At 56.8% G+C, this 15287-nt stretch carries 14 protein-coding genes; 5 read left to right on the forward strand and 9 right to left on the reverse strand.

The window, feature by feature from the left end; all coding sequences use genetic code 11:
• Positions 1 to 12 precede the first annotated feature (12 nt).
• The 3 genes from G7090_RS19900 to G7090_RS19910 are packed head-to-tail and all read right to left on the reverse strand — an operon-like array spanning position 13 to position 4313.
• Positions 13 to 1200, reverse strand: a complete 1188-nt coding sequence (locus G7090_RS19900) for a glycoside hydrolase family 88 protein (protein WP_166184030.1) — start codon at positions 1198 to 1200, stop codon at positions 13 to 15.
• Between the two features lie 28 nt (positions 1201 to 1228).
• Positions 1229 to 2473, reverse strand: coding sequence for an oligosaccharide MFS transporter (locus tag G7090_RS19905; protein WP_181247333.1), 1245 nt, complete (start codon positions 2471 to 2473; stop codon positions 1229 to 1231).
• Positions 2474 to 2504: 31 nt separating this feature from the next.
• Complete coding sequence (locus G7090_RS19910; RefSeq protein ID WP_166184032.1) at positions 2505 to 4313, reverse strand: DUF2264 domain-containing protein; 1809 nt, start codon at positions 4311 to 4313, stop codon at positions 2505 to 2507.
• 166 nt (positions 4314 to 4479) lie between these two features.
• Between G7090_RS19910 and G7090_RS19915 the strand changes: the two genes are divergently transcribed.
• Positions 4480 to 5316 (forward strand): AraC family transcriptional regulator, encoded by an 837-nt coding sequence (locus G7090_RS19915; RefSeq protein ID WP_166184035.1) that lies wholly within the window; start codon positions 4480 to 4482, stop codon positions 5314 to 5316.
• Between the two features lie 54 nt (positions 5317 to 5370).
• On the opposite strand, the gene parE is transcribed toward G7090_RS19915, so the two are convergent.
• Genes parE through nudF form a run of 5 tightly spaced genes read right to left on the reverse strand, consistent with a single transcriptional unit; the run spans position 5371 to position 9779 of the window.
• Entirely contained in the window at positions 5371 to 7263 is a 1893-nt protein-coding gene (parE, locus tag G7090_RS19920) for a DNA topoisomerase IV subunit B (RefSeq protein ID WP_106995836.1), read from the reverse strand.
• Between the two features lie 28 nt (positions 7264 to 7291).
• The gene (yqiA, locus tag G7090_RS19925) at positions 7292 to 7873 is read right to left on the reverse strand and encodes an esterase YqiA (protein ID WP_106995837.1); all 582 of its coding nucleotides are present in this window, start codon (positions 7871 to 7873) and stop codon (positions 7292 to 7294) included.
• A complete protein-coding gene (cpdA, locus tag G7090_RS19930; RefSeq protein WP_166184037.1) occupies positions 7873 to 8700 on the reverse strand; it encodes a 3',5'-cyclic-AMP phosphodiesterase in 828 nt (275 codons plus the stop codon). The genes yqiA and cpdA overlap by 1 nt, the downstream gene beginning before the upstream one ends.
• Before the next feature lie 27 nt (positions 8701 to 8727).
• Positions 8728 to 9150, reverse strand: a complete 423-nt coding sequence (locus G7090_RS19935) for a DUF1249 family protein (RefSeq protein WP_166184039.1) — start codon at positions 9148 to 9150, stop codon at positions 8728 to 8730.
• Positions 9147 to 9779 (reverse strand): ADP-ribose diphosphatase, encoded by a 633-nt coding sequence (gene nudF, locus G7090_RS19940; RefSeq protein WP_166184042.1) that lies wholly within the window; start codon positions 9777 to 9779, stop codon positions 9147 to 9149. The genes G7090_RS19935 and nudF overlap by 4 nt, the downstream gene beginning before the upstream one ends.
• A gap of 203 nt (positions 9780 to 9982) precedes the next feature.
• Here nudF and tolC point away from each other — a divergent pair, with 203 nt between their 5' ends.
• The 3 genes from tolC to G7090_RS19955 all read left to right on the forward strand — a co-directional run bounded on the left by tolC (position 9983) and on the right by G7090_RS19955 (position 13406).
• Complete coding sequence (gene tolC / locus G7090_RS19945; RefSeq protein WP_166184044.1) at positions 9983 to 11404, forward strand: outer membrane channel protein TolC; 1422 nt, start codon at positions 9983 to 9985, stop codon at positions 11402 to 11404.
• Between the two features lie 173 nt (positions 11405 to 11577).
• Positions 11578 to 12243 (forward strand): DUF1190 family protein, encoded by a 666-nt coding sequence (locus G7090_RS19950; RefSeq protein WP_106995841.1) that lies wholly within the window; start codon positions 11578 to 11580, stop codon positions 12241 to 12243.
• Positions 12244 to 12245: 2 nt separating this feature from the next.
• Positions 12246 to 13406 (forward strand): glutathionylspermidine synthase family protein, encoded by a 1161-nt coding sequence (locus tag G7090_RS19955; protein ID WP_166184046.1) that lies wholly within the window; start codon positions 12246 to 12248, stop codon positions 13404 to 13406.
• Positions 13407 to 13509: 103 nt separating this feature from the next.
• On the opposite strand, the gene ygiD is transcribed toward G7090_RS19955, so the two are convergent.
• Positions 13510 to 14301, reverse strand: a complete 792-nt coding sequence (ygiD, locus tag G7090_RS19960; RefSeq protein WP_106995843.1) for a 4,5-DOPA dioxygenase extradiol — start codon at positions 14299 to 14301, stop codon at positions 13510 to 13512.
• Positions 14302 to 14497: 196 nt separating this feature from the next.
• On the opposite strand from ygiD, the gene zupT reads away from it, so the two are divergent.
• On the forward strand, positions 14498 to 15271 hold the full coding sequence (gene zupT / locus G7090_RS19965; RefSeq protein ID WP_106995844.1) for a zinc transporter ZupT: 774 nt from the start codon (positions 14498 to 14500) through the stop codon (positions 15269 to 15271).
• The last annotated feature ends 16 nt before the right edge of the window (positions 15272 to 15287 follow it).

A 15287-nucleotide genomic window follows, 5' to 3' on the forward strand; every position in this document is an offset into this window, starting at 1 on the left:
CCAGCGCTTTTCTTACCAGTATGATTTCCAGCTTTGAGTAAAGCGCACCAGCGCCTCAACGTAGAAGTAATCCCCCCAACTGGCACACTCATCCACCCCCTTGTTGCTGGCGAGATGATAAACCGAGTGCTTGAGCAGGCCGTTGCCCTTCTCCTCTTTACCCATCAGATAGTGCTTCGTCAGCGAGGACATGATCCCTTTCGCCCACGCCAGATAGCGCTCGCGATCCGGATCGGTTACCGGCAGGTGCTTCACCAGCTCCAGCAGGCCACATACCGCAATCGCCGCCGACGACGAATCGCGCAGGGCATCGGTGCCCACCAGGGCCAGATCCCAGTGACAGACGTAATCCTCCGGAAGCCGGTTGAGGAAGTAGTTCGCCAGCCGTTTTGACAGGGCGATCATCGTCGCGTCGCCGGTATAGATGTAGCTCAGCAGGAAGCCGTAGATCCCCCACGCCTGGCCGCGTGACCAGCAGGAGTCATCCGCATAGCCCTGCTGGGTATTGCCGTAGCGCGGCGCGCCGGTCACCACATCCATATAGTAGGTGTGAAAGGTCGAGGCATCTTCACGAATCAGGTAGGTCGCGGCCTGCATCACGTGGGCTCTGGCGGCCTCGGCAAAGCGTGGATCCCCGGTCTGCTCGGTCGCCCAGTAAAGCAGCGGCAGGTTCATGTTGCAGTCGATGATCATCCGCCCGGCCTGCTCCGGATCCGCCAGATCCCCCCACGCCTGGATGATCTTTGCTTTCTCGTGGAAGCGCTCCAGCAGCGCTTCGGCGGCCAGCAGCGAGAAGCCGCGCGCCTCGCGGCTGCCGGTCAGACGCCAGTCCGCCACGCAGGAGAGCGTGTAGAGGAAGCCGAGATCGTGGGTATTCGTGTCGCTGCGCCCGGCGATGCGCAGGCCAAAGGAGCGGGTGTGTTTCTCGGCCATGGCGCGGAATTTCTCCTCGCCGCTCATCTCCCACGCCAGCCACAGCTGCCCGGTCCAGAAGCTGGTGGTCCACTCGACGTTTTCCGTCAGCGGGTAAAATCCGTCCTTGCAGGTTTCCGCCGGGAACTGTTCACCGAACTCCGTTAAATGACGGCTAATCAGGTCGAGGACATGGCTGCGCGCCGAGCTTAATTCATCCCGGAAGGCGCGTTCATCCACGGGCGCGGGAATATCGGCCAGGCGTTCCTCGGTGATATGACTTAACATAATTCGATTCCTTCTTTGACGGCGTAAATTAGTGGTGTTCTGCAACGTTCAGCGTTTTAGCCCCGCGCCATTTGCTCTGGCAGGCGGATAAGGTAAACGCAGAAATAAGAGTGAAGGTCAGCGCCGTGGCGCCCATGATGATATAGGTCTGCTCGAAGCCGATGCGGTCATACATATACCCGGCCGGGGACGACACCACGACGTTACCGACGTAGAGCATCGCCTGGTAGCCCAGCAGGTACATGGTGGCATTCACGCGTTTATCGAAATGCTCGGCGATATATTTAAATACCGACACCAGCAGGAGACAGATTTCCAGACCGTACAGCGGCTTGAGCACCGAAATTAACAGGTGGGAGTCGCACATCCCGGAAATAATCAGTCGCGCGCCGACAATCAGGCCGACGATTAACAATCCACGCTTAGCCCCGATAAAGTTTACGAACAGCGGGATCACCATATACATCACGAATTCCATCCCCGACTGTACGGTACCGAGATAGCCAAACACCGCGTTGCCCTGGTGAATATCATCGAAGAAGGTGACGAAATAGCGGGAGAATTGCTGCTCGGCGATAAACATCATCCACGCCACGCCCGCCACGTACAGGCAGAAGGCCCAGAACTTGCGGCTGCGCAGTAAGGCATAGACATCCGCCGGGGCGATTTTCTCTTTGGTCAGCACCTCACCGGCATGCTCGGAGTTGGTGTTCACCTTCAGGTTCAGCAGGACAATCAGCATAATCACCGACGCCACGCTGCCCATAATGAAGTTGTAAGAGGGAGAGAGGTTAAACAGCAGGCCAGAGAACGACGACGCCACCGCCCAGCCCAATGAGCCCCACATGCGGATCTGACCAAACTCCATGCCGTTCAGGCGGCTGAAACGGTCGGAATAGGATTCGCACGCCGCCACACCCGCATACCAGGCGAAGCTCAAATAGAGCGCGCCGATAATAATCCCCAGCATGGTGTTGGACATTAATAGCGGCTGATAAACGTAAATAAAGAACGGCGCCATCAGGGCGGACATCGCCACCACAAAATAGAGCAGGTATTTGCTCATGCCGATCTTATCCAGAATATAGCCGTAGATCGGTTTGAGAATAACGGAGAAGATGCCGTTCACCGCAAAGACGGTGCCGATCACCGACCCGCTGAGATTGGCTTTTTGTCCAAGCCAGATCGCCAGCAGACCAATACTTGCCGACCAGGTAAAGAAATAGAGAAAGATAAAACTGCTGATTTTGTAATATTCAGTTTTGTTATTCATACCATCCTCGCCGATATCCAGGGTAAGGGCTTTATAAAATGAACGACAGCTGACGTTCGCTTCCAGGTGCGCTAATCACCACCTGGTTATTGTTGATTTGCAGTTGGGGGCTTTCCGCCCGGTTTTTATTCTGAGCCGAGGCAGTCACCGCGCAGCACAGCCAGCTTTCGCCCTGCGGGAGGGTGCTGGTGAGCACGGGGATGGTGGCGCACCCGGCAAACATGATGCTGCTGTTCGGCGGCGTCACCACGCTGTCCGGCTGGCGGCTGATGTTTGGTGAGAGATCGACAATGGTGCTGCTGCCGTTATCGGCGCTCAGGTAACTGCCCCGCCCATGAAGCTGCGGTTCGGTCTTCATCACCGCGAAGCCACCCTCAACCGTTTGCAAGGTGCGCGCGCTGGTGATGCGATGCAGACGCAGATGCCACTCGCCGAACGGCACCAGCCAGCTATCAATGTGAACGTCATGCCACGGCGACCAGCGCGAGAAGATGTAATTCTCGTCCACACGCACCGTCTCGCACTCGCGGCGTCCGCGGAAATAGTTATCACCATCCGCCAGCAGCAGCATCGAATCACAGGCGGCGTGCTTGAGGCCGAAGCGTCCGCGCTCAATGGTGAAACCAAACCGGCTTGAGTAGGCAAATTTGGTGTATTTCGCCTCGGTGTTGACGTAGTTGTTCAGCTCCAGCTGTCCGGCGGTGAGCAGGGTCACATGGTCGGTGTGGATAAGGATCTGCTGGGCATGGGGAATGACGCGCTTCTCAGCAAGCGCAGGCAGCGGCTGCTCGTCGGCTTGCCAGAACGGATGGCTCTCCGGCAGGGCCAGGATCAGGTACGTTTTCAGCGCCCAGTACGGCGAGCCGGGGGAGTTATAGTCCTCGCACATCGCCAGATTCGGGTAGGCAAACCCGAGGGTCAGGATCCCATCGCGATCGGTTATCGGCTGCTGATGCCACCAGCGCAGATGACGCAGGACAATCCCCTTCACGATACCCGGCGTGAACACCTCCAGCCCGGAGAAGACCACTGCGCTCCAGAAGGCAACCATCGCGAAGCGGTAGGTCAGGCTGCGGCCAAAGGGCACCGAAGCGCCATCCGCAGCGGACATATAGATAAAGTCTTCGGCAAACAGACGCGAACGCTGGCGCAGCACTTTCGCCCGCGCCTCATCTCCGCTGAGGGTGGCGTAGATCAGGCCGTAGAAGTGAAACGCCATCGAGATGTAGTAATCCTTTGGCCGACCCGGGCCGTCGGAGTACCACCCCTCCCCCAGATAGTAGGCATCCATCATCGCGAAACGGCGATCGATGGCCTGTTGATCATACGGCAGTCCGGCACGCTTAAAGCCCAACTGCACCATGATGGCGAAGTAGTTCCAGTTGCTGTCCGGCATCGTCGCATCGGTGATTTGGTTCAGCCAAGCGTGCAGGTTCATCAGCTCGCGTTCGCTAAACCGCTCAGTGAGTTTGTCCTGCAGCAGCGCCAGCCCGAGGCCATAGGCCGCCATCTCCACCAGGCGCTGATCGTAAGGCCCGGCTTCGCCCCAGTAGCCTGCGCTTTGCGGGTCGGTGCCCTGCTTAATGGCGGCGATGTATTTTTCGCTGAACGGCGTGCTGTCGCCCGCGGCCAGCAGCGGAAACAGTCCCCATAACACCCGGGAGAGCCCCTCCATCTGCGCGACATCTGTGGCGTAATGGGCGCTGGTATCCCCCAGCGAAAAGCGGGAACTGCCCACCGGGAACTGGGTGTCTACCGCCGCCAGCAGGGTATTCAGGGCCGCCACCAGATCCTGGCGGGATGACAACGGATTTGATTTTTCTTTGTTTACCGCGCACATAGGCTGGTCCTCGTAATCAACTGCGGCAAAGAATAGTTAATCAGTGAGGGGCAGAAATGTTACCCGGGTCACAGGAGTGAGAGATGAATAAACCCGCAGTTAAGGAAATTTAAAAAGGTGGTTTATAAAGAAGCAGGAAAAGGGAAAAGTTGAGTTTAATTGCACTATGCGCGAGACACCGACGGCGGAACACCTTGAGCTGATTGCCCTGAACGATACTATCGTGTCGTTCAGCCGCCTGTTTGCCAACACCGTGCGCTACCACCACTGGCACCAGTGTCTGGAAATTCTCTATGTGGAAGAAGGCTTTGGCGTGGCGATTGTCGATAACCGCCACTACACCATGCGCCCGGGACGGCTGTTTTTCTTTCCGCCTTTTACCCTGCACAAGGTGATGGTCGACCCGCAGGCCGAAGCGAACTACCGGCGGACCATTATTCATCTCGATCAGCATGCGGTTCTGAAGGCGCTACGCGATTTTCCCCAGACGCAGCAGCGGCTGCAGAAGCTGTCCCGGCGCGGAGGCGAAGCCTGGGTGGCGGATATGGCACACTGCCACAGCCATCTCGATCATCTGTTCAGCTGCTATCCGCCGCCGATGAACAGCGAGCGCGTCGCCAGCCTGCTGATCGGCCTGTTTGCCATGCTGCCGCCCGATGACGAAGGCCAGCCCGGTAACAGCAAGGGGATCGCCAGCCAGGTGATGTTCTGGCTGGATGAGCATTACCAGCAAAAATTCAGCCTCGATGCGCTGGCAGGCGAGCTGGGGAAATCCCGCAGCTACGTGTCACGGAAGTTTCATGCCGAAACGGGGGAGAAAATTCACGATTACCTGAATACGTTGCGCCTGCGTAAGGCCTGCGAGAGTTTGTTGCACAGTGAGGCGAGCGTGCGGGAGATTGCCGCGTGGGTGGGGTTTTCGGATGTGACCTATTTTATTAGCGCATTTAAAAAGGGCATCGGAGAGACGCCCTTACAGTACCGGAAGAATCATGCGGCCTGAGGAGATGCCGGGTGGCGGCTACGCCTTACCCGGCCTACAAAACCTGTCGTTATATCAACCTTCGATATCCGCCAGGTCACCCTTCTCCTGCAGCCAGTTGCGGCGGTCTTCCGAGCGCTTCTTGGCCAGCAGCATATCCATCATCGCGTTGGTCTGCTGCTCGTCTTCATCGCTGATGGTCAGCTGCACCAGACGGCGGGTATTGGGATCAAGGGTGGTTTCACGCAGCTGGAGCGGGTTCATCTCACCCAGCCCTTTAAAGCGCTGCACGTTCGGTTTGCCCTTCTTGCGCTTGAGTTGCTCCAGCACGCCCGCTTTCTCTTCTTCCGTCAGAGCGTAATAGACCTCTTTGCCGAGATCGATACGGTACAGCGGCGGCAATGCCACGTGAACGTGACCGTTTTTCACCAGCGCACGGAAGTGCTTCACAAACAGCGCGCACAGCAGGGTGGCGATGTGCAGACCATCGGAGTCCGCATCCGCGAGGATACAGATCTTGCCGTAACGCAGCTGGCTCAGGTCCTCACTGTCCGGATCGATACCGATCGCCACGGAGATGTCGTGCACCTCCTGCGAGGCCAGCACTTCATCGGAAGAGACTTCCCAGGTATTCAGGATCTTACCCTTCAGCGGCATGATCGCCTGGTACTCACGATCGCGCGCCTGCTTGGCCGATCCGCCTGCGGAATCCCCTTCCACCAGGAACAGCTCGGTGCGGTTCAGATCCTGCGCGGTACAGTCCGCCAGCTTGCCCGGCAGCGCAGGGCCGCTGGTCAGTTTTTTACGCACCACTTTCTTCGCCGCACGCAGGCGGCGCTGGGCGCTGGAGATCGCCATTTCGGCCAGCATCTCTGCGGCCTGCACGTTCTGATTCAGCCACAGGCTGAAGGCATCTTTCACCACGCCCGACACAAACGCCGCACACTGGCGCGAGGAGAGGCGCTCTTTGGTCTGCCCGGCAAACTGCGGGTCCTGCATTTTGACCGACAGCACGTAGGCGCAGCGATCCCAGATATCTTCCGCCGACAGCTTCACGCCGCGCGGCAGGATATTGCGGTATTCGCAGAACTCGCGCATCGCGTCCAGCAGGCCCTGGCGCAGGCCGTTAACGTGGGTCCCGCCCTGCATGGTCGGGATCAGGTTGACGTAGCTTTCGGTCAGCAGCTCGCCGCCTTCCGGCAGCCACAGCAGCGCCCAGTCCACCGCTTCCGTATCACCGGCAAAATTACCGATAAAGGGTTTTTCCGGCAGGGTTGGCAGACCGTTGACCGCTTCGCCCAGGTAGTCGTTCAGACCGTCCTGGTAGCACCAGCGCTGCTCGCTGTTGTTGACCTCGTCCTTGAAGGTGATCTCCACCCCAGGACAGAGGACCGCTTTCGCTTTCAGAATGTGCGTTAAGCGCGAGACCGAGAAACGCGGGCTGTCGAAGAAGCTCTCGTCCGGCCAGAAGTGGACGCTGGTGCCGGTATTGCGTTTGCCGCAGGTACCGATCACCTTCAAATCCTGCACTTTATCGCCGTTCTCAAAGGCGATGTTGTACACCTGGCCGTCGCGGCGCACGGTGACTTCAACCCGTTTTGACAGGGCGTTGACCACGGAGATACCTACCCCGTGCAGGCCACCCGAGAACTGGTAGTTTTTGTTGGAGAACTTGCCGCCCGCATGGAGACGACAGAGGATCAGCTCCACCGCCGGGACACCCTCTTCCGGGTGAATATCCACCGGCATGCCGCGACCGTCGTCGATGACCTCCAGCGACTGATCGGCGTGCAGAATAACGTCGACGCGTTTGGCATGGCCCGCCAGCGCTTCGTCGACGCTGTTATCAATTACTTCCTGGCCCAGATGGTTTGGGCGCGTGGTATCGGTGTACATCCCCGGACGGCGGCGAACCGGCTCAAGCCCGGTGAGTACCTCAATGGCATCAGCGTTATAGGTTTGCGTCATGATTTAAACTAGCAATTCGCAGCGATTGTCAGAGGCTGTGCAGACCAAGAAAATCGACAATCTGGGTGAAATGATCCTCAAAGCCCGTGAAGGCATGATTACCGCCCTCTTCTATAGTCTGGCGGCAGGAGGCGTAGTACGCCACCGCCTGGCGGTAATCCAGCACTTCATCACCCGTCTGTTGCAGCAGCCAGATAAGATCTGGTGCTTCCAGCGGATCAATCTGCATAACTTTGAGGTCGTAAATATGGCGTGACTCTAGCACATATTGCTGTCCGGTGTAGGGGTTCTCGTTGTGCCCCAGATAGCCCACCAGTAGCTCAAAAGGCCGCACCGCCGGATTGACCACCACCGCAGGTACCATGAAGCACTGAGACAGCCAGGTGGCGTAATAACCGCCGAGGGATGACCCCACTACACCAAAGGGCTCGCCGCCGTGCTCCAGGACAATCGCCTCCAGCATGTCGGCGGCCTCGGCCGGGTATGGCGGCAGCTGCGGGACGATCATCTCGACGTGGGGATGATGCACCTCCAGCCACTGTCGAAACAGCGTTGCTTTTGCGGAGCGCGGGGAGCTGTTGAACCCGTGCAGATAAAGGAGCGCAGACATCAGTAGCCTTCTGACGCAGTATCCGGGCGGAACTGCGTGCTTTGCAGGCGGCAGACTTCGGTCGTTAACGAGCCGTCGGCATGCAGTTCCAGCCAGCGCCAGCCAGGCGCAATGGTATCTAAGGTGAAGTTCGCACAGTGCGGTTTGAACTGCACGCAGGTAGAGGGCGTAGCCAGCAGGCGACGACCGTTCCAGTCGAGATCCAGCTCCTGGTGAATATGGCCGCAGAGTAAGTTATTCACCCGCGGGAACTTCATCAGCACCCGATCGAGGGCAGCGGAGTTACGCAGGCTGTGCTGATCGAGCCAGCTGCATCCTGCCGGCAGCGGATGATGGTGCAGTAAAAGCAGGGTATGACGCTCAGGATTGGCCTCAAGTTTTGCTTCGAGCCACTCCAGCTGAAACTCGCTCAGCTCGCCGTGCGGCACGCCGAAGACCTGGCTGTCGAGCAGCATAATTTGCCAGTTGTCGCCCGTGTGGACCCGTTTCGCAGGCGAAATCCCCGCATCCTGAAGCGCGCTATACATTGAAGGTTGAAAATCGTGATTACCGGGTAACCAGACACAGGGCGCGTTAAAGCTCGCGATACCTTCAGCAAAATGCTGATAAGCCGCGGAGGTTTGATCCTGCGCCAAATCGCCCGTGGCGACAATCAGATCGCACTCGCGCTTCTGGGCATGAATGGCTTCCAGAACAGCCTGATAACTCTCCCAGGTATTCACACCTAACAGGGTTTCATGCTTATTGGCAAACAGGTGAGTATCAGTAATTTGCAATACCCTGACTGGCGCCCCACCAGCAACAGTCAGGTTCAACAGGCTTTCCAAATGGTGTCCTTAGGTAGGTTTACGACGCTAACAAACCGGAATCGCCATCGCTCCATGTGCTAAACAGTATCGTAGCCAATCGGCCAAAAACTGATTAATTTGATGCTTTTCGTCACGTTGATGCAACTTTTTATTTGGGTAATCATAACGCGCTTTGAAGCGGAAGATCTGCTGACTTGAACACACTTCAGCGACCATCGCGTCATGGTAGAGCCGCACCGTCATCGACGGCAGGCTCCAGTAGCTGATGGAGGGAGCGGTTTGCTCAATTTCCACCAGTGTAGTGTAACGGGTTGATTCAACAATAGTTAATCGATACTGCGCGTTGCTCACCTGATAGCTCACTGTTTCACCCACCGCATCGTTATGCGGCAGTAATCGGCGCAATTGGGCGAAATTGGTCTCGCACAGGCGCATCATTTCAGGGAAGTCAGGTGTATAACGCTTCATTTTTTCCACTCGTTTCGTAAGTCCTGATAATGCAGCTGGAGCCATTGCAAAGCGATGACAGAAGCCGCGTTGTCGATTTTCCCCTCTTCTACCCATTGATAAGCCTGCTCCCGACTTACCACATGAACACGAATATCTTCGTTTTCATCAACCAGACCGTGAATCCCTTGCGCGGTCGTGGCGTCCACTTCGCCAACCAGAATTGACAGGCGCTCACTGGTGCCGCCAGGGCTTGCCAGATAGCTGGTGATCGGTTTTGTACGACCGACATCAAGTCCGGCCTCTTCCATCGCCTCGCGGCGGGCGACATCGTCCGGCGTCTCGCCCTCTTCCACCATCCCGGCCACCATCTCCAGTAACCACGGGCTTTCGCTGGTATCCAGCGCGGCAATGCGAATCTGCTCTATCAGTACCACTTCGTCACGCACTGGGTCAAAGGGTAGCAACACTGCAGCATGCCCGCGCTCAAAAATTTCGCGTCTGACTTCGCCACTCATTTCACCGTTAAACAGACGATGGCGAAAACGGTATAATTCCAGTGAAAAAAATCCGCTGTAGAGCGTTTCTCGTGCAATAATTTCTACATCGTTTTTTGTGAAAGTCACTGGCAACTTTTCTGGTTTATCCATGTTTGCATCCTGATATAAATGGTGGCGTTAAGGTGAAATTCAATTCTGCTAAACTGCGGTTTCTACTACAGTATGGTAAATTGGTGCAAGTTACTGCCGCATGGCACGGAACGCCAACCTTTTGCAGTGGCGAAGTCTGCTAGAATCGGTAGATATTTTTTAATTAGATCAGCGCTAACTAAGCTTCACAACAAGGAAAGCAAATGAAGAAATTGCTCCCCATCCTCATCGGCCTGAGCCTGACGGGTTTCAGCGCGTTGAGTCAGGCAGAGGACCTGATGCAGGTTTATAAGCAGGCACGTCTGAGCAACCCGGAACTGCGTAGGTCCGCCGCCGATCGTGATGCTGCCTTTGAAAAAATTAATGAAGCACGCAGCCCATTATTACCGCAGCTGGGTTTAGGTGCAGATTATACCTATAACAACGGTTACCGTGATGCTAACGGCGTCGACTCTAACGTCACCAGCGGTTCACTCCAGTTAACCCAGACGCTGTTTGATATGTCTAAATGGCGTAACCTGAGCCTGCAGGAGAAATCTGCCGGTATTCAGGATGTCACCTATCAGACCGACCAGCAGACGCTGATCCTTAATACGGCAACCGCCTACTTCAAAGTGCTGAGCGCCATCGATACGCTCTCCTACGTTGAAGCACAGAAACAAGCTATCTATCGTCAGCTCGATCAGACCACCCAGCGTTTCAACGTGGGCCTGGTGGCGATCACTGACGTGCAGAACGCCCGTTCACAATACGACAACGTGCTGGCGAACGAAGTTACCGCGCGTAACGACCTGGATAATGCCGTCGAAGAGCTGCGTCAGGTAACCGGTAATTACTATCCGCAACTGGCCTCGCTGAACGTTGATCACTTCAAAGCCGAAAAGCCGCAGGCGGTGAATGCCCTGCTGAAAGAAGCTGAAAACCGTAACCTCAGCCTGTTGCAGGCGCGTCTGAGCCAGGATCTGGCCCGCGAACAGATCCGCCTGGCACAGGATGGCCATCTGCCAACCCTGAGCCTGAGCGCCTCCAGCGGTATTTCTAATACCAGCTACAGCGGTTCCAGAACCAGCGGTGCCCAGTACAACGATACCGATGTTGGCCAGAATAAAATCGGCCTGAACTTCTCCCTGCCAATCTATCAGGGCGGCCAGGTGAATTCGCAGGTCAAACAGGCGCAGTACAACTTTGTTGGTGCCAGCGAGCAGCTCGAAAGCGCGCACCGCAGCGTAGTACAGACCGTGCGTTCCTCCTTCAACAACGTGAACGCCTCTGTCAGCAGCATCAATGCCTACAAACAGGCCGTGGTCTCTGCCCAGAGCTCACTGGATGCGTCGGAAGCCGGTTATTCTGTCGGTACCCGTACCATCGTTGACGTGCTGGACGCGACCACCACGCTGTACAACGCCAAACAACAGCTCTCAAACGCCCGTTACAACTACCTGATTAACCAGCTGAACATCAAGCAAGCGTTGGGTACATTGAACGAGCAGGATCTGCTGGCGCTGAACGGTGCCCTGGGTAAACCGATCTCCACTACTCCGGAAGCCGTGGCCCCGGAAAACCCACAGCAGGATGCCTCTGCTGACGGTTACACCGCCGCCGCTGCACGCACTACCAGCAACTGATATTGATACCGGCCTGGGTTCACCAGGCCGGTTAAATCCTGCCTGCCCGACAAAAAAACGTAAGCCAACGTAAAGATCCCCCTGTTTGACGCCGATCGCTTCAATTTCCACCACTCATCCTCTATTCTGAGCGTTATTTTCTGTGTTTTACCACTGGGTCCTGGAAGACAATTATGAAACGGACAAAATCCATTAATCACGCCTCGTTCCGCAAAAGCTGGAACGCGCGTCATCTCACCCCTGTCGCCCTGGCGTTTACCGCTGTTTTTATGCTGGCAGGCTGTGAACAAACTGACGAAACGGTTTCGCTCTATCAGAATGCCGATGACTGTGCTGCAGCCACCGGTAAAAGTGCGGAGTGTACCGCCTCTTACAACAACGCCCTGAAGGAAGCGGAACGCACCGCGCCGAAATACGCCAGCCGTGAAGACTGCGTGGCAGAATTTGGCGAAGGTCAGTGCCAGCAGGCGCCGGCTCAGGCGGGTACCGCCCCGGAAAACCAGGCCCAGGCACAGTCCAGCGGCAGCTTCTGGATGCCGCTGATGGCGGGTTATATGATGGGCCGTCTGATGGGTGGTGGCGCGGGTTATAAACAGCAGCCGCTGTTCAGCTCGAAAAACCCGGCCAGCCCGGCTTACGGCCAGTACACCGATGCCAGCGGCAAAGGTTACGGCGCTGCCCAACCAGGCCGCACCATGAACGTGCCTAAGACCGCCATGGCACCAAAACCAGCGACCACGAATACCGTTACCCGCGGCGGCTTCGGTGACTCTGTTGCCAAACAGAACACCATGCAGCGTAGCGCGACCGGCACCTCAACACGCTCTATGGGCGGCTGATAATGGAACGAGTCAGTATTGTTGAGCGCCCGGACTGGCGCGAAAAAGCCACCGAATACGGTTTCAACTTTCACACCATGTACGGCGAGCCGTACTGGTGTGAAGATGCCTATTACAAGCTGACCCTCGACCAGGTTGAAAAGCTGGAAGCGGTGACGGCTGAACTGCATCAGATGTGCCTGAAGGTCGTGGAGAAGGTCATTGCCAGCGATGAGCTGCTGACTAAATTCCGCATTCCGAAGCACACCTGGGGCTTTGTGCGTCAGTCATGGCAGACGCATCAGCCGTCGCTCTATTCGCGCCTCGATCTGGCGTGGGATGGCGTCGGTGAGCCGAAGATGCTCGAGAACAACGCCGATACGCCAACCTCGTTGTACGAAGCGGCTTTCTTCCAGTATATCTGGCTCGAAGATCAGGTCGCGGCGGGCAACCTGCCTGAAGGCAGCGATCAGTTCAACAGCCTGCAGGAAAAGCTGATTGAGCGTTTCGCTGAGCTGCGCGAGCAGCACGGCTTCAACCTGCTGCACTTCGCCTGCTGTCGTGACACGGTTGAAGATCGCGGCACGGTGCAGTATCTGCAGGATTGCGCAGCCGAGGCCGAGGTTGCCAGCGAGTTTCTCTATATAGAAGATATCGGGCTGGGCGAAAGAGGCCAGTTCACCGATACGCAGGATCAGGTTATCAGTAATCTGTTCAAGCTCTATCCGTGGGAATACATGCTGCGCGAAGTGTTCTCCACTAAACTGGAAGATGCTGGCGTGCGCTGGCTGGAACCGGCGTGGAAGAGCATTATCTCCAACAAGGCCCTGCTGCCACTGCTGTGGGAGATGTTCCCGGACCATCCGAATCTGCTGCCAGCGTACTTCGCGGAAGATGACTATCCGCAGATGGATAAGTATGTCAAAAAGCCGATTTTCTCCCGCGAGGGGGCCAACGTGTCGATTATCGAAAACGGTAGCACCGTGGAAGCGGTAGAAGGCCCGTATGGCGAAGAGGGAATGATTGTCCAGCAGTTCTATCAACTGCCGAAGTATGGCGACAGCTATATGCTGATCGGCAGCTGGTTGATCAACGATCAACCCGCCGGGATTGGCATTCGTGAAGATCGGGCGCTGATCACCCAGGATCTGTCACGGTTCTACCCGCATATCTTCGTGGAATAATCGTATTGCCGGGATTGTGCGGCGTGATGCCCTCACCCCGGCCCTCTCCCACAGGGAGAGGGTGCAAACACTAAAAACGGTAACTCCTGTTACCTTTTTGCCTTTATTTCCCCACCTGCACCGACAACATACTCAAACTGCCCATCTCGATGCCCTCTACCGGTGTGGTAATCGGCTCCTGACCATCCCACGCGCCCAGGATATAGAGCAGCGGCAGGAAGTGTTCCGCCGTCGGGTTCGAGAGCGAGCCGCCGTCGTGTGCCAGGTAATTGACCAACGGATGCTCCTCTGCCGGCCCCTGCCAGTTCAGGTTCATTTTCACGTAATCATTAAATGACGTCGCCCACGGATAAGGCGTACTTTCCCCGTGCCAGCGGGCGGTGCGCAGGTTATGCACTACGTTACCACTGGCCACCAGCATAATGCCTTCGTCACGCAGAGAGGCGAGCTTACGCCCCATCTCCAGGTGCCAGGCCGCAGGTTTGGTGCTGTCGATGCTGAGCTGCACCATCGGGATGTCGGCATCCGGATACATCTTGATCAGCACGCCCCAGGAGCCATGGTCAAAGCCCCACGCCTCTTTATCGAGAGTGACCGGGATCGGGGCCAGCAGATCCACCAGCTGCTGCGCCAGCGCCGGGGAGCCCGGTGCCGGATAGTGTGTGTCGTACAGCGCCTGCGGGAATCCACCGAAATCATGGATGGTTTTCGGGGTTTCCATCGCGGTGACGCCGGTGCCCCGGGTAAACCAGTGCGCGGAGACCACCACAATCGCCTTCGGACGCGGCAACGTCTCGCCCAGATGCCGCCAGGCGCGGGTGTAGACGTTATCTTCCAGCACATTCATTGGGCTGCCGTGACCCACAAACAGTGCTGGCATACGAGAAGAAGTCATGATGATATCCTTACACAAGGTGTCGATTTGATAGCTTTACCTTAACCGTTAACCCGATAAGATGAACTCAGATAACCATGATGAAGATCATCAGGAAATTTGAATGTAAGGGATCTGTAAAGGCGACTGTACCCTCTCGCATTGTGCGAGTTTAGCCTTTAATATTAATGAGAATCATTATCATAAGGAGAGGTGAATGTCAGTTCCGCTGATTCTGACTATTCTTGCTGGTGCTGCCACGTTTATCGGCGCCATGCTCGGCGTCCTGGGCCAGAAGCCCTCTAACCGCGTGCTGGCCTTTTCCCTCGGCTTTGCGGCCGGGATTATGCTGCTCATCTCCCTGATGGAGATGCTGCCCGCCGCCCTCGGCACGGAAGGCATGTCGCCGGTGCTCGGCTACGGGATGTTTGTCGTTGGCCTGCTGGGCTACTTTGCGCTGGACAGAATGCTGCCCCACGCGCACCCGCAGGACCTGATGCAAAAAGGGAGTCAGCCGCTGCCCGCTAACCTTCGGCGCACCGCCCTGCTCCTGACCCTGGGCATCAGCCTGCATAACTTTCCGGAAGGCGTTGCCACCTACGTGACCGCCAGCAACAATCTGGAGTTAGGTTTTGGTATTGCGCTGGCAGTGGCGCTGCACAATATCCCTGAGGGGCTGGCAGTGGCGGGCCCGGTCTATGCAGCTACGGGATCAAAGCGTAAAGCTGTGTTCTGGGCAGGCATTTCCGGCATGGCGGAGATCCTCGGCGGGGTGCTGGCGTGGTTGATCCTCGGCAGCCTGATTTCGCCGGTGGTGATGGCGGCCATTATGGCAGCGGTAGCAGGAATTATGGTGGCGCTGTCGGTGGATGAGCTGATGCCGCTCGCCAAAGAGATCGACCCGAATAACAATCCCAGCTACGGCGTGCTGTGCGGGATGTCGGTGATGGGGCTCAGTCTGGTGTTACTCCAGACGGCCGGAATAGGCTAAAAAAAACGCCGGGTTA

It is taken from the genome of Leclercia sp. 29361, from assembly GCF_011290365.1.
In the GTDB taxonomy this organism is placed as follows: Bacteria; Pseudomonadota; Gammaproteobacteria; order Enterobacterales; family Enterobacteriaceae; genus Enterobacter; species Enterobacter tamurae.

Excerpts from the sequence above, each read along its gene's own strand:
- G7090_RS19900 (WP_166184030.1), bottom strand. The coding sequence starts at position 1,200 with ATGTTAAGTCATATCACCGAGGAACGCCTGGCCGATATTCCCGCGCCC.
- G7090_RS19905 (WP_181247333.1), bottom strand. The coding sequence starts at position 2,473 with ATGAATAACAAAACTGAATATTACAAAATCAGCAGTTTTATCTTTCTC.
- G7090_RS19910 (WP_166184032.1), bottom strand. The coding sequence starts at position 4,313 with ATGTGCGCGGTAAACAAAGAAAAATCAAATCCGTTGTCATCCCGCCAG.
- G7090_RS19915 (WP_166184035.1), top strand. The coding sequence starts at position 4,480 with ATGCGCGAGACACCGACGGCGGAACACCTTGAGCTGATTGCCCTGAAC.
- parE (WP_106995836.1), bottom strand. The coding sequence starts at position 7,263 with ATGACGCAAACCTATAACGCTGATGCCATTGAGGTACTCACCGGGCTT.
- yqiA (WP_106995837.1), bottom strand. The coding sequence starts at position 7,873 with ATGTCTGCGCTCCTTTATCTGCACGGGTTCAACAGCTCCCCGCGCTCC.
- G7090_RS19935 (WP_166184039.1), bottom strand. The coding sequence starts at position 9,150 with ATGAAGCGTTATACACCTGACTTCCCTGAAATGATGCGCCTGTGCGAG.
- nudF (WP_166184042.1), bottom strand. The coding sequence starts at position 9,779 with ATGGATAAACCAGAAAAGTTGCCAGTGACTTTCACAAAAAACGATGTA.
- tolC (WP_166184044.1), top strand. The coding sequence starts at position 9,983 with ATGAAGAAATTGCTCCCCATCCTCATCGGCCTGAGCCTGACGGGTTTC.
- G7090_RS19950 (WP_106995841.1), top strand. The coding sequence starts at position 11,578 with ATGAAACGGACAAAATCCATTAATCACGCCTCGTTCCGCAAAAGCTGG.
- G7090_RS19955 (WP_166184046.1), top strand. The coding sequence starts at position 12,246 with ATGGAACGAGTCAGTATTGTTGAGCGCCCGGACTGGCGCGAAAAAGCC.
- ygiD (WP_106995843.1), bottom strand. The coding sequence starts at position 14,301 with ATGACTTCTTCTCGTATGCCAGCACTGTTTGTGGGTCACGGCAGCCCA.
- zupT (WP_106995844.1), top strand. The coding sequence starts at position 14,498 with ATGTCAGTTCCGCTGATTCTGACTATTCTTGCTGGTGCTGCCACGTTT.